Annotated in this window: 6 protein-coding genes and 2 pseudogenes; 7 read left to right on the top strand and 1 reads right to left on the bottom strand. The window is 66.1% G+C overall.

Features of this window, described 5'->3' with window-relative positions; genetic code table 11:
• The first annotated feature begins 43 nt into the window (after positions 1-43).
• The 5 genes and pseudogenes from ppc (at position 44) to AC1POX_RS17890 (ending at position 7,836) form a co-directional block, all read left to right on the top strand.
• Positions 44-2,758: a phosphoenolpyruvate carboxylase gene (gene ppc, locus AC1POX_RS17910; protein ID WP_011346444.1), complete on the top strand. Its 2,715-nt coding sequence runs from the start codon at positions 44-46 to the stop codon at positions 2,756-2,758.
• A gap of 136 nt (positions 2,759-2,894) precedes the next feature.
• Complete coding sequence (locus AC1POX_RS17905; RefSeq protein WP_008573539.1) at positions 2,895-3,467, top strand: TetR/AcrR family transcriptional regulator; 573 nt, start codon at positions 2,895-2,897, stop codon at positions 3,465-3,467.
• Positions 3,464-4,501, top strand: coding sequence for a DUF4105 domain-containing protein (locus AC1POX_RS17900; protein ID WP_057681865.1), 1,038 nt, complete (start codon positions 3,464-3,466; stop codon positions 4,499-4,501). Before AC1POX_RS17905 ends, AC1POX_RS17900 begins: the two co-directional genes overlap by 4 nt.
• A pseudogene (locus AC1POX_RS17895) lies at positions 4,498-6,492 on the top strand (esterase/lipase family protein). Before AC1POX_RS17900 ends, AC1POX_RS17895 begins: the two are co-directional and overlap by 4 nt.
• 141 nt (positions 6,493-6,633) lie before the next feature.
• On the top strand, positions 6,634-7,836 hold the full coding sequence (locus tag AC1POX_RS17890) for an OmpA family protein (RefSeq protein ID WP_481108588.1): 1,203 nt from the start codon (positions 6,634-6,636) through the stop codon (positions 7,834-7,836).
• 140 nt (positions 7,837-7,976) lie between these two features.
• On the opposite strand, the pseudogene AC1POX_RS17885 reads toward AC1POX_RS17890, so the two are convergent.
• Positions 7,977-8,342, bottom strand: a pseudogene (locus AC1POX_RS17885) (hypothetical protein).
• On the opposite strand from AC1POX_RS17885, the gene AC1POX_RS17880 reads away from it, so the two are divergent.
• Both AC1POX_RS17880 and AC1POX_RS17875 read left to right on the top strand, forming a co-directional pair.
• Positions 8,341-11,112: a TonB-dependent receptor gene (locus AC1POX_RS17880; protein ID WP_127167635.1), complete on the top strand. Its 2,772-nt coding sequence runs from the start codon at positions 8,341-8,343 to the stop codon at positions 11,110-11,112. The pseudogene AC1POX_RS17885 and the gene AC1POX_RS17880 sit on opposite strands and share 2 nt — an antisense overlap.
• Positions 11,102-12,715, top strand: a complete 1,614-nt coding sequence (locus tag AC1POX_RS17875; protein ID WP_031421147.1) for a histidine-type phosphatase — start codon at positions 11,102-11,104, stop codon at positions 12,713-12,715. The genes AC1POX_RS17880 and AC1POX_RS17875 overlap by 11 nt, the downstream gene beginning before the upstream one ends.
• Positions 12,716-13,019 lie beyond the last annotated feature (304 nt).

Here is a 13,019-nt window from a genome sequence, read left to right as displayed (position 1 = left end):
TAGTCTTCGACGACTTTGCGCTTGAAGAGGGTGTGCGTTTCCGATGAACGAGTACCGCAGCAGTCTTGTGTTCGCTACCCCCGATCTTCCCTTGCGCGACGATGTGCGTCGGCTGGGTGCACTGGTGGGTGATCTGCTCGCCGAGCAGGTGTCTGCGGAATTTCTCGATGAAATCGAACGCGTGCGCACCACCGCCATCTCGCGGCGCGAAAGCGATGCCCCACCTTCCACGCTGAGCGAACAACTCACCGGTCGGCAGCCGCGTGACGCCGAAGCGTTGGTCCGGGCGTTCAGCACCTATTTCCAGGTGGTCAACATCGCCGAGCGCGTGCACCGCATCCGCCGCCGCCGCGAATACCAGCGCAGCGGCACCGATACGCCGCAGCCCGATGGCCTGCATGACGCATTGCGCCGCCTCAAGGCGCAGGGCGTGACCCTGGACGAACTCAGCCAATGGTTGCCGCGCATCGATGTGGAGCCGGTGTTCACCGCGCATCCCACCGAGGCGGTGCGGCGCGCGCTGCTGGAAAAAGAACAGCTGATGGTCGCCAGCCTGGTCGACAACCTGGACGGCATGCGCACGCCCAACGAACGCGCCAGCGACGCCGCGCGCTTCCGCATGGCCCTGACCGCGTCGTGGCAGACTGCCGATTCCTCGCCGGTGCGCCCCACCGTGGACGACGAGCGCGAGCACGTGGGCTTCTACCTCACCCAGGTGCTCTATCGCGTCATCCCGGTAATGTACGAAACGCTCGAACACGCCATCGAAGAAACCTACGGCAGCGTGCCGGCATTGCCGCGTTTGCTGCGCTTCGGCACCTGGGTGGGCGGCGACATGGACGGCAATCCCAATGTGGATGCCAAGACCATCGCCGGGACGCTGGACGCGCAGCGGCGCGCGGTGCTGGACCGCTATCAGAAAGAACTCTGGCAGTTGGCCAGCCTGCTCAGTCAATCGACCACGCTGGTGCAGGTGAGCGCCGAACTCACCGCACAGCTGGAGCGCTACCGCGCGCTGCTCCCCGATGCTGCCGCGCGTTCGCGCCCGCGCCATGGCGACATGCCGTACCGCCTGCTCAACGACCTGATGCGCGCGCGCCTGCAGGCCACACTGGACGATGCCGAGGGCGCTTACAGCGCGCCTTCGGAGCTCGAGCACGACCTGCAATTGATCCTGGACAGCCTGCAGGCCAACAAGGGCCTGCATGCCGGGTGGTTCGCGGTGCGGCGTCTGCTGTGGCGCGTGCGCAGCTTCGGTTTCCATCTGGCGCGGCTGGACGTGCGCCAGGAATCGAGCGTGCATGCGCGCGCGGTGGCCGATGCCTTGGGCCAGACCGATTGGGATGCGCAGGACGCCACCCAGCGCGCTGCGGTGCTCGGCCCGTATGCCGCAGGGCAGGAACCTTTGCCGCGCGTGGACGATGAAGGCAATGCACGGTTGGATGCGGTATTCGCCGCGCTTGCCGATGCGCGCACCCGCCATGGCGCCGATGCATTGGGCAGCTACATCATCTCGATGGCGCATAACCGCGCCGACGTGTTGACCGTGCTGGCACTGGCCCGGCGTGGCGGCTTGGTCGACGATGCCGGCGCGGTGCCGCTGGATATCGTGCCGCTGTTCGAAACCGTGGACGATCTGCGCGGCGGCACCGGCACCGTGCAGGACCTGCTCGCCGACCCGGTGTATCGCCAGCATCTGGCCGCGCGCGGCGATACGCAAATGGTGATGCTGGGCTATTCGGACAGTGGCAAGGACGGCGGCATCGCCGCCTCGCGCTGGGGCCTGCAACGTGCGCAGGTCGAGTTGCTGGAAGCGGCCGCCGAATTGGGCGTGCGGCTGACCTTCTTCCACGGCCGTGGCGGCTCGATCGCGCGCGGCGGCGGCAAGACCAGCCGCGCGCTGGATGCCGCACCGCGCGGCAGCGTGGATGGCCGCCTGCGCGTCACCGAGCAGGGCGAGGTGATCCACCGCAAGTACGGCATCCGCGCTCTGGCGTTGCGCTCGCTGGAGCAGATGACCGGCGCGGTGCTGCTCTCGAGCCTGCGCCCGCGTGCGCCCGAGCCGCGCGAGGCGCATTGGCGCCCGGTGATGGACCTGGTGGCCGAACGCAGCACGGTTGCGTATCGCGCCTTCGTCGGCGCGCCGGAGTTCATGCAGTACTTCCGCCTGGCCACGCCGATCGATGTGATCGAGCGCATGACGCTGGGCTCGCGTCCGTCGCGGCGGCTGGGCCAGGACGCGGCCTTGTCCAACCTGCGTGCGATTCCCTGGGTGTTTGCGTGGAGCCAGGCGCGTGCGGTGATTCCCGGCTGGTACGGCGTGGGCAGCGGCCTGCAGGCGGCGGTGGATGCCGGGCATGAAGACACCTTGCGCGAAATGGCGCAGGACTGGCCGTTCTTCCGCACCTTTCTGGACGACATCGCCATGGTGTTGTCCAAGGGCGACCTGAATATCGCCGAGTTGTTCTCGCGCTTGTCCGGCGACCTGCACACGCGGTTTTTCCCGCTGATTCGCGACGAACTTGCCTTGACCAAGGCCTGGGTGAAGGCGCTGCTGCAACAACAGTCGCTGTTGCAGCACGACCCGCGGCTGGCGTTGTCGATCCGTCTGCGCAATCCCTATATCGACCCGATCAGCGTGCTGCAGGTGGATCTGCTGCAACGCTGGCGCGCCACCGATGGCGAAGACGAAGCGCTGCTGCGTGCGCTGGTGGCCTGCGTCAATGGCGTCTCGCAGGGCGTGCAGAACACCGGCTGATTGCATGGCCGGCTGCAGGGGCGGATAGGCAACAGACCACCGCAAGCCAACGGCACACACGCCGTTGGTCGGGGAGCGTGCACAAACGGCAAGCGGACTCTGGCGTAACCGGACAAATCTGTCCGATAATGCCGGCATGATGACCTCCCGCCCCGATGCCGCGCTGCGCCGCCGGCAGATTCTCGATGCCGCCGACGAGGTGTTCAGCGAACACGGCGTCAATGCCCCGCTGGAGCTGGTGGTGGAGCGCGCCGGTCTGGGGCGCGCCACGCTGTATCGCAATTTCCCCGACCGGCTGGCACTGATGACTGCATTGATGGCGCGTGGCCTGGATGGGCTGGAGCGCCTTGCCGCCGACCTCGCCGACCGTCCGGATGGCCTGGCGGTGCTGCTGCACGATGTCGCCGAGCACATCGCCCAGTCTTCGCCGCTGGTGGATTTCTGGCGCTCGATCGAACGCGCGCATCCGGCGGTGGAGGCGGCAGATCGGCGGGCGGTCGGCATCTTCCTGCCGTTCGTCCATCGCGCCCGCGACGCCGGGCTGTGCCGCGCCGATGTCGACGAGGAACAGGTGCTGTTGGTGATCGACATGCTGGGCAGCTGTCTGCGCGGTAACGATGAGGCCGAACGCAAACGGCTTGCGCATCGCTCGGCCGATCTGTTGATGCATGCGCTGGGCATGCGGGTACCCGAAGGCGGCACGCGATGACACCGGCCACACGCGCCCGCATCGGTCGCTGGGCCCTGCGCATTGCGCTGGTGCTGGCCGCCGGATGGGGCGCCCTGGCGATTTATTACGCACTGACCGGCAACGCCCTCGTACGCGCCGGGTGGGTGGCCTCGTGGTGTGCGATGGCGGTGGCAGCGTTGTGGGGGGTACGTCGTGGCCGCGAGAACTGGGCCCTGGTGGGCATCTTCAGTGCCGCGTTCGTGGTGCTGGCGGTGTCGTGGTGGCTGATGCAGCCCAGCCAGGACCGCGACTGGGCCGACGATGTCGCCCAGCGTCTGCAGCCGCAGGTGCACGGCGACATCGTCACCCTGCACAACGTGCGCAACTTCGATTGGCGCAGCGAGACCGACTATGTGCCGCGTTGGGAGACGCGCCAATACGATCTGAACCGCCTGGTCAGCGCAGATCTTGCGCTCTCGTACTGGATGGGCCCGGCGATCGCGCACACGCTGGTGTCGTTCGGCTTCGACGATGGTTCGCACGTGGTGTTCTCGCTGGAAATCCGCAAGGAACGTGGCGAAGCGTTTTCCGCGTTGGGCGGATTCTTTCGCAGTTTCGAAGAAACCCTGGTCGCCGCCGACGAACGCGACATTCTGCGCGTGCGCACCAACGTGCGTGGCGAAGACATGTACCTGTATCGCCTGGCGATTCCCAAGGCCGGGCTGCGCCGCATGTTCATGGGATATGTGGAACTGGCCAACGAACTCGATCGCAAGCCGGCGTTCTACAACACGCTTACCAGCAACTGCACCACCATTGTGTTCGCGCTGGTGCGGCAACTGCAGCCCACACTGCCGCTGGATCATCGCCTGCTGCTGTCCGGCTATGTCGACCAATACGCCTACGACCATCACGGCCTGATGCCCGGTTATCCCTTCGCCACCTTGAAGCAGCGCGGGCATTTCACCGCGCGTGCGATCGCCGCCGACAAGGCCACGGATTTTTCTGCGCGCATCCGTGCCGGCATGCCGCTGGCGCCGGCGCCAGGCACAACTGCGACCACGCCGCGATGAGGCCGCGCATGCCCCGAGCGCGTGCCGCTGCATTCCTGGCGGGAGTGCTGGCAACTATGTGGTTGAGCGGCTGCGCCATGGTGACGGTGCAGTCGCGCAACAGCGGCGACTACATCGCGCAAACGCGTGGCGATGTGCTGAGCACCGGTGAATTGAGTCAGTCCGGCAGCGAAACCTTGCAGGTTGCCGGCCTGCAACCCAAGGCCTGCCGCGCTGCGCCGCTGCCGTGCCTGTAGCAGCTCACCAGCGAGGCCGGTATCGGCGATGAGCGGCGCTTGGCCACGCAGGCAGAACTGTGGACCGCGCGTGCCATCGCGCTGAGCGGGCGCAACCCCACCACGATGAGCGATGCCGCGGTGGAGGCCTGGTTGGAGGCCGCGCGGCATGCGTATGCGTACCTGTTCTTCACCGCGCGTGCGCCCAGTGCGCGGGCGTTCGAGAATCGCCAGTCGCAGGTGCGCGATTACTACAATTACGCCGTGCAGCAGGTGGTGGAGCGCCTGTTCGCACGATCGCAGCAAGCCGGCGAAACCACTCCGGCATCCACCACGGTCGGGCGCTGGCAGCTCGACGTCGATCTGTCCGCCTACCGGCTGCCGGGCGACGGCAATACGCCACGTGCGATCTTCGCCGCCTCGGCGCTGCGCTTCAATGGCCTGCGCAGCACCTACCGGCGCGATGGATTCGGCGCCGAGCTGGTCGCGGAAGTGGACCCGCAAGTGGTTGGCGACCCCGCCGGGCTGGCATTGCAGCAGGCCGTCGCGGCGGGTGCGGCGCCCGATCGCCCGTTGCCGACGTTCAGCGAAATGCCGTACGCGCCGGCAACGATCTTGCTGCGTTTCGAGGGCGAGACGCTTGCTGAGGTGTTGCGCAGCCACCTGGTCACCTTGGTGCCGTACGACCCGTATCGCCAGAACGAAGTGGTGCTGCATGGCCAACGCGTGCCGCTGGCAGGCAACTTCACTGCTGCGTATGGATTGTGGCTGGCCAAATCCGGATTTGCGGAGCAGTCGCTGCGGTCGATGCTGGGCAGCGCACGCGGTATCGATCGTCCGCACCTGTATCTGATGCAGCCCTATGATCCCAACCGACGCGTGCTGCTGATGCTGCACGGTCTGGCCAGCAGCCCGGAGGCCTGGGTCAACGTGGCCAATGAAGTGATGGGTGATGAAACGCTGCGCCAGCGCTACCAGATCTGGCAGGTGTATTACCCGACCAACGCGCCGATGGCGATCAACCGTGCGGAAATCCAGTCGCTGGTGGAACGCAGCCTGCAGCACTTCGATCCGTCCGGCAGTGCGATCGCGTCGCACGACATGGTGTTGGTCGGGCACAGCATGGGCGGGGTGATCGGGCGGCTGCTGGTGTCGTCCTCTGGCGAGCAATTGTGGGATTCCCTGCTGCAGAACTACCGGCTGGACGGCGAACGCGGCGCGCGCATCCGCGCCAAATTGTGGCCGTTGCTGCACTTTTCGCCGATGCCGCAAGTGGACCGCGCCATCTTCATCGCCGCGCCGCATCGCGGTACGCCGTTGGCCGAGGGCGGGCTGGGGCGGTTTGTGAGCAAGCTGGTCCGTTTGCCGGGCGCGTTGCTGGATCGCTTCGGCGATGTGATGCAGGACCTGGCCAACAGCGAACGCGACGATCCGGGCGGCGCTCCCCGCCGCAAGGGCCGCGCGTTGGTGCCCACCAGCATCGACAACCTGCGCGACACCGATCCGTTCGTGCGTGCCACGATGGATCTGCCGATCTCTCCAAACGTGCAGTACCACACCATCATCGGGCGCGAGAAACCGCAGGTGCCGCTGGCCGATTCCGACGACGGCCTGGTGCCGTATCGCAGCGCGCATCTGGACGGCGCGGCCTCGGAGCTGGTGGTGACCTCCTGGCACAGCGTGCAGGAAACGCCGCAGGCCATTCTGGAAATTCGTCGCATCCTGCATGTGCAGTTGCAGGCAGAGCAGCAGGCCTCGCACGCGCCGGATCGCTAGCCTGCCGTTGGGGCGGCTGCCGTTTCGCGTGCTCCACTGGCGGCACCGGCATGCAGCGTGAAAGCTGCCGGTCTTAGCGCCATGTTGACCGCGACCGTGCTATCAGGCGGGTCTCGTACAGGCTCGAACAGGGAAGAGGCGATGCGCAAGGTGTCGGCGATGTTGTGGGTACCGGTGTTGTTGGTCGGATGCGGGCGTGGCGAAGCTCCAAAGGATGCAACCACTGCTGCCGGTGCCACGGGTGCTGCGCCGATGCAGCCTGCAGGCACCTCCAACGCTGCAGCGGCCGTCGACCAGGCCGCACCGGAATTTCCGGCCATCCCCACCATCGTGGTGCCGGAGATCGTCGGCGTCACTCCCGCGCAACGTGCACTGGAAGCATCGCTGCAGGACATTCTCGACCCGATCCAAGGCGTCAGCGTCGCCCCGGCACGCTGCGGCGATGGCGGTGCCCTGATCACCGATGCCGGCATCACCAGCGTCGACGCCAACGGCAACCTGTTGCGCAATGGCGAGGGCGGTCTGTTCGATCTCAAGGCCGACGGCAGTGGCACCGCCAACTTCGAGGGCGGGCTGGTCAACGTCAATGCCGACGGCAGCGGTACCATCAATGCGATCGGCGAAGGCGGGTCCGGTGGGGCGCTCATCGATGTGCAGTCCGATGGTGGCGGCACCTACAACGGCCCGGCCGGCTTGATCAGTCTGGACGGCAAGGGCGCCGGAACCTGGAACAGCGAAAAAAGCGGGCTTGTCGACAATCGCGGCGATGGCAGCGGCACCTGGAACGGGCCACGCGGGCTGGTCACCATCAACGCCGATGGCTCGGGCACCTGGAACGGTCCCGATGGCCTGGTGCAGAACCACGGCGACGGCACCGGCACGGTCGGTACGCCGCCGCGCGAAGTGCGCATGCCGCCACTACCGAAAGTGCCGCCAGCAGGCCGCTTCCCGCCGCTGCAAAAGTTCGCACCGTCCGGCGCACCCTGCGGTTACCTGATCACCTTGAACGACCGCATCCTGTTCGACTTCGATAAGTCCGACATCCGCCCCGACGCGGCGCGCGTGCTCGACACCCTGGGCGCCGCACTGACCAAGGTCACGGCAAAAGACATGCAGGTGCGCGGGCACACCGATGCCAAGGGCAGCGACGATTACAACCAGGCGCTGTCCGAGCGACGCGCCAATGCCGTGCTGGCGGCCTTGCGCGCCCGTGGTGCCGCGCAGTCGGCCAATGCGCAGGGCTATGGCGAATCGCAGCCGGTGGCGCCCAATACTCTCAACGGCCAGGACAATCCGGGCGGGCGGCAGCTCAATCGACGGGTGGAGATCTTCCTGCGTACCTGACGCAGCGTGACGGGCGGGGGGAGCGCTTGACCGCGCGCTGGTGCGGACTGCCTCGCATGCCATCGCAATGCGTGTCGATCGCAGGCTGGCGGGCGGCCGAAGGCAGTCGGCCACACCTGCCGTTGGCGCGTGCGCAACCGTCAGATGATTGAGGTGTGTGTCTGCGCCACCACCTGGCCCCGTGCATCCAGGGTCCATGCATCGCCTCGCCGGCGCGCATGCCCTGCTGTCGGTGGATGCATGCGCCAGGCAGGCAGCGCACAGCGTCGACAATGTTTGCCTCCATACGGCAATGACTGTGCCGACTTGCGCATGCGTTGCGCGCATTTGTCATGTTCGCAACCACGGTCACCAAACTGACATACCGCATCACCACCATGCGCGGCGCCTGCTTGCAGGTGTGATGCAGTTCCGCCTGCGCGGGCTGCCTCGCTTCCCCACATTCGCGGCGGCGCAGCCTTGGCGCGTGTCCATGGCGCGCTGCTGCATTCATCGGATTGGATCATGATCGTTCGTTGCTCGCTGTTGCGTCCTTCGCGGTTGTCGCAGGCGCTGTGTTTGTCGTTGTGCGCCCTGTGCGGCCATGCCGCGGCCCAGGAGACGCAGGCCACCACGCCCGCACAGGGCGATATGGCCACGTTGGACAAGGTCACTGTCGCTGCCACGCGCTATAACGCGACCGACATGCAGATGGCCGCCACCAATACCGTCAACGTGTTGTCGGCCGACGATCTCAAGACCACTGCCGTGCACAACGTCGCCGAAGCGCTGGGCCTGATGCCGGGCGTCAACGTGATCAATACCGGGCAGTCGTATTTCGGCGGCATCGACGGCGCCGCGCGCGGCGAAGGCATGTTTTCATCGGTGCGCGGCCTCAATGCCGAATACAACGTCAACCTGATCAACGGCATCAACGTCGCGCAAGGCATGCCGTACAGCCGCGGCGTGCAATTGAGCCTGCTGCCGCCGTCGGGCCTGCAGACCATCGTGTTGAACAAGACCTCCACCGCCGACATGGACGGCGATGCGATCGGCGGCACCATCGATTACCGCACGCCCAGCGCATTCGATTCGCCCGATCGCCAGGGCGGCAGCGTGACCTTGAGTGGACGCCTGGAAAGCCGTGCACGCGACTACGGCGATTCCGGGCTGGGCAGCGGCGCAGCCGGCGATTGGCATGCGCGTTTCGGCGATGCCGGGCAGTTCGGTGTGTCGGTCAGTGCGTATTACGACGAGCGCCATTTCGTGAACAGCGAAGTGGCCTCTGCCTCGGCTGCACGCAACGATGGCGCATGGAAATTCGCACGTGCCGACGCCAGCGGCAATCTGGCCGCAGGCGCCGACCCGCAAGAGGTCCTGCAGAGCACCGGCGTCAATATCGGCTACTCGCAGGGGCAGACCCGACGCTACGGCGGCAACGCGGCCTTCGACTGGCGTGTGGATCCCAGTTTGCATCTGTATGCACGCATGACCTACGCCTTCGCCAAGACCGAGCAGAACACCGGCTACACGCAGTTCGTGCCGGCCAATGTCAGCTTCACGCAAATCGGCAGCAGCGGCGTGTATCAGCCGCAGATCAACCGCGTTGCGGTGCGTTACTGGTACGAAACCAACCCGGAAGAGGCCGACCTTGCCACCGTGCAGTTCGGCGCAGAAAAGCAGCTCGGCCATTGGACGTTCGCGCCCAACATCTTCTACGGCACCGGCAATAACGACCGGCCGGATCACGTGGAAATCTCCGCGCGCAACGACCAGTACAGTTCGACCAACTTTGCCTATGGCGCCAACCGTTTCATCAGCTACGACGGCGACGGTTTCCCGGTTCCCTTGCTCACCCCGGCCATGCAGGCGCAGGCCTCGGACGTGGGTAGCCTGTATGCACGGCGCACCGGGCAGATTTCCAAGCAATACAGCGGCCAGGACAAGGGCGGCGGCAAGTTCGACGTGGCCTATGACTTCGATGCGGGGCTGCTCAGCCGCATTGCCTTTGGCGTGAAGTATGTCGACAGCTCGCGCAGCTTCACCGATCGCGATTGGACCAATGCCAAGTACACCGACGGCACCTTGTTGCGCGATACCGGCCTGATCGCGCAGCGCTATGATGCGGTCTATCCAGGCCAATACGCGTTTCCCACCGTGCGCCTGAGCAATGCAGCGCTCAACGACCTGATCGCACGCACGCTCACCCCTGCCAGTTTCGACAGTTGCGGCCAGTTGGCCATCAACAATCTCAACTGCAACACTATGCGCGCGACCGAAGCGGTGAGCGCCGCCTATGCAATGGCCACCTTGCGCACCGGCAACTGGGAAATCCTGCCGGGCGTGCGCTTCGAACATACCGCCATCACCAACACGTTCTGGGCGCAGCCGGCCGCCATCAACGGTGCCGAGCAGGTCGGCGCATTCGCCAACAACCACACGCGCTACAACGTCGCCTTGCCCAGCGTGTTCGTCAATTACCGGCCCGATGGCGATGGCGCGGTGTATCGCGGCTCGGTGTGGACCAGCTACACGCGCCCGGCCTTCGTGCAGCTGGGCGGCGGCCGCTCCACCGACATCTCCAGCGATGGCCAGACCACCATCACCGAAGGCAACCCGGATCTGAAACCGATCAAGTCGCTCAACGTAGACCTGTCGGGCGAATGGCAGAACGACAGCGGCGGCCACGCCATGCTGGCCGGCTATTACAAGCGCCTCACCGATTACATCTATGAAAGCGGTTCGAATGCCGCCAATGCCGGCGAAAGCGAAAGCGGCAATATCCGCTTCGTGCGTCCTCAAAACGGTGGCGACGGTCGCGTGCTGGGCATGGAAGCGGCCGTGCGGCAAACCTTCCAGGGCCTGCCCGCTCCGCTGGACGGCTTCGGCATCGGTGCCAACATCACCCGCCAGACCACGCGCGTGGACCTGGGAGAAGAAGGCTTCGCACACGAACGTATCCAGAACGCGCCGAACCTGCTCGCCAATGCGGAGCTGTTCTACGAAAAGGGGCCGTGGTCGGTCAACCTGAGCTATCACTACTCCGGCGAATACGTGTCGGTGTACGACTATCTCAACCAGGGCGCAAATTGGGACAACCTGTGGATCAAGCCGATCACCCGCGTGGACCTGCATCTGGGCTATGCACCGAACGATCACCTGCGCGTGGATCTGTCGGTGGCCAACCTCACCAAACAGCACAGCTACTGGGCGCACGTTGGCCATGACACCGATGCGATTTCCGACATCGTCGATTCCGGTATGACCAGCCTGTTGACCGCCAAGTATGTGTTCTGATCGCGCACGATTCGCATCCGACGACCTTCCAGGTGCGCAGCAGGATGCAGATGTCATGACGGACGCGATGCATAGCGCAGGCCGTGCACGCGCCTGCGGTGGAACGGAGCAGTGGGCATTGCAACGCGCGCCGTCGGCCAGCGGTGGGGAGCCGCGATGGGCCGCCCGCGTTGTCGCGAGCGCAGGTGCCGCGATGGGGATCGCGGCACCTGCGCGGCAGGCCAGGCGCAGGCAGTGCGTCGGCATTGCACCGAGGTCTGGCACGCCCCGTAGCACGCCAGTGGCAACCGGCAGCGTGCTGTGCCTGGTACTGACGGCTGCGCTGGCGTTGGGCGGCTGCACCACGTCGATCCCGAGCGTGTCCACCGCGCGCGGCTCCACAGCGCACGGTGGCGATCAAGCGACAGGCACCGCCGGCAAACAGGTGGGCACCGGAGCGCCGCCATCGACGCAGGCCGCGCAATTGGAGCGCGTGGTGGTGGTGTTCCGGCATGGCGTGCGCGCACCGCTGCAAGGCGAGGCCGCCGCCGCGCACTATGCCGACCAACCCTGGCCGCAATGGTCCACGCCCGCCAGCCTGCTCACTCCGCATGGTCGCCAAGGCGTGCGCTTGAGTGGCGAGTACCTGCGTCAGTGGCTGGTGCAGCAGGCGTTGTTGCCGAGCAACGGTTGCCCGGTAACCGGCAGTGTGTCGGTGTGGGCCAATACCGATCAACGCACCATCGATAGCGGCGCACTGCTGGCCGACGCGCTTGCACCCGGCTGCGGCATTCTTGCCGGGCATCGGGAGGCTGGCAGCAACGATCCGCTGTTTCGACCGATCGAGGCCGGCACGGTGCCGTTCGATGCGGCGGCAGCGGTCGCATCGATCCAGCAACAGACCGGAGGCCCTGCCGCCTTGCTGCAAGGCCATGCTGCCGAGCTGCAGGCATTGCAGCAGATTCTGGGCTGCACGCGGACGCCGTGCGAGTTCGCGCAGATGCCTTCGACGCTGGCGCCGTCGGCCAACGGGCGCGGGCTCAAGTTAGGTGGGCCAATTGACCTGACCTCCGGCACCGGCGAGGTGTTGCTGCTGCAATACGCAGAAGGCCTGCCGCTGTCGCAGGTCGGTTGGGGCCGTGCGACGCCCGAGCGCCTGGCCCAGGTCTCACGCCTGCATGCATTGCTGTTCGATATTTACGCACGGCCGCACTACATGGCCTCGCGTTCTGGCGCACCGCTGGCGCGCGAGGTCTTGCAACGCTTCGGTGACGCGCAGGCGCCGAAGGTCTCGGTGTTCGTCGGCAGTGACACGCATATCGCCGCGTTGAGCAGTTTGCTGGGCGTGCACTTTCATCTGCCCGGCTACGGCGCCGACGATCCACCGCCGGGCGGCGCGTTGCTGCTCGGCCTTTGGCGCGAGAGCGACGGCCGCCAGCTCGTGCGCGCCCGTTACCTGGCGCAATCGCTGGATCAACTGCGCACGCTGGTACCGCTGGATCTGGCCCATCCGCCGCTGCAGCAGGAACTATCGCTGGGCTTGTGCGCTCCGGAGCAACGCATGGCCTGCCCATTGGCGGATTTTGCGATGGCGCTCGAACAGCAGTTACAGCTCGATCGGTAGCAACAGGTTCGCGACCGCTGTTCTGCGGTGGTCCACATGGCATGTGGCTTCGCCCCGTACCCTCACCCCAACCCCTCTCCCGCGGGGAGAGGGGCTTGAGCGGCGGCGGCGTCGTTGTCCCTTCTCCCGCAAGGCGGGAGAAGGTGCCCCGTAGGGGCGGATGAGGGCGCGTACGCAGCCACGTGCTATCCGGCAGGTGAGTGGCTTCGCCCCGTACCCTCACCCCAACCCCTCTCCCGCGGGGAGAGGGGCTTGAGCGGCGGTTGGCGTCGTTGTCCCTTCTCCCGCAAGGCGGGAGAAGGTG

The organism is Xanthomonas sp. NCPPB 3442, assembly GCF_056725145.1.
The sequence above is the reverse complement of the archived record's forward strand: the minus strand, read 5'-3'. Positions and strand labels throughout refer to the sequence as shown.

Excerpts from the sequence above, each read along its gene's own strand:
- ppc (WP_011346444.1), top strand. The coding sequence starts at position 44 with ATGAACGAGTACCGCAGCAGTCTTGTGTTCGCTACCCCCGATCTTCCC.
- AC1POX_RS17905 (WP_008573539.1), top strand. The coding sequence starts at position 2,895 with ATGATGACCTCCCGCCCCGATGCCGCGCTGCGCCGCCGGCAGATTCTC.
- AC1POX_RS17900 (WP_057681865.1), top strand. The coding sequence starts at position 3,464 with ATGACACCGGCCACACGCGCCCGCATCGGTCGCTGGGCCCTGCGCATT.
- AC1POX_RS17890 (WP_481108588.1), top strand. The coding sequence starts at position 6,634 with ATGCGCAAGGTGTCGGCGATGTTGTGGGTACCGGTGTTGTTGGTCGGA.
- AC1POX_RS17880 (WP_127167635.1), top strand. The coding sequence starts at position 8,341 with ATGATCGTTCGTTGCTCGCTGTTGCGTCCTTCGCGGTTGTCGCAGGCG.
- AC1POX_RS17875 (WP_031421147.1), top strand. The coding sequence starts at position 11,102 with ATGTGTTCTGATCGCGCACGATTCGCATCCGACGACCTTCCAGGTGCG.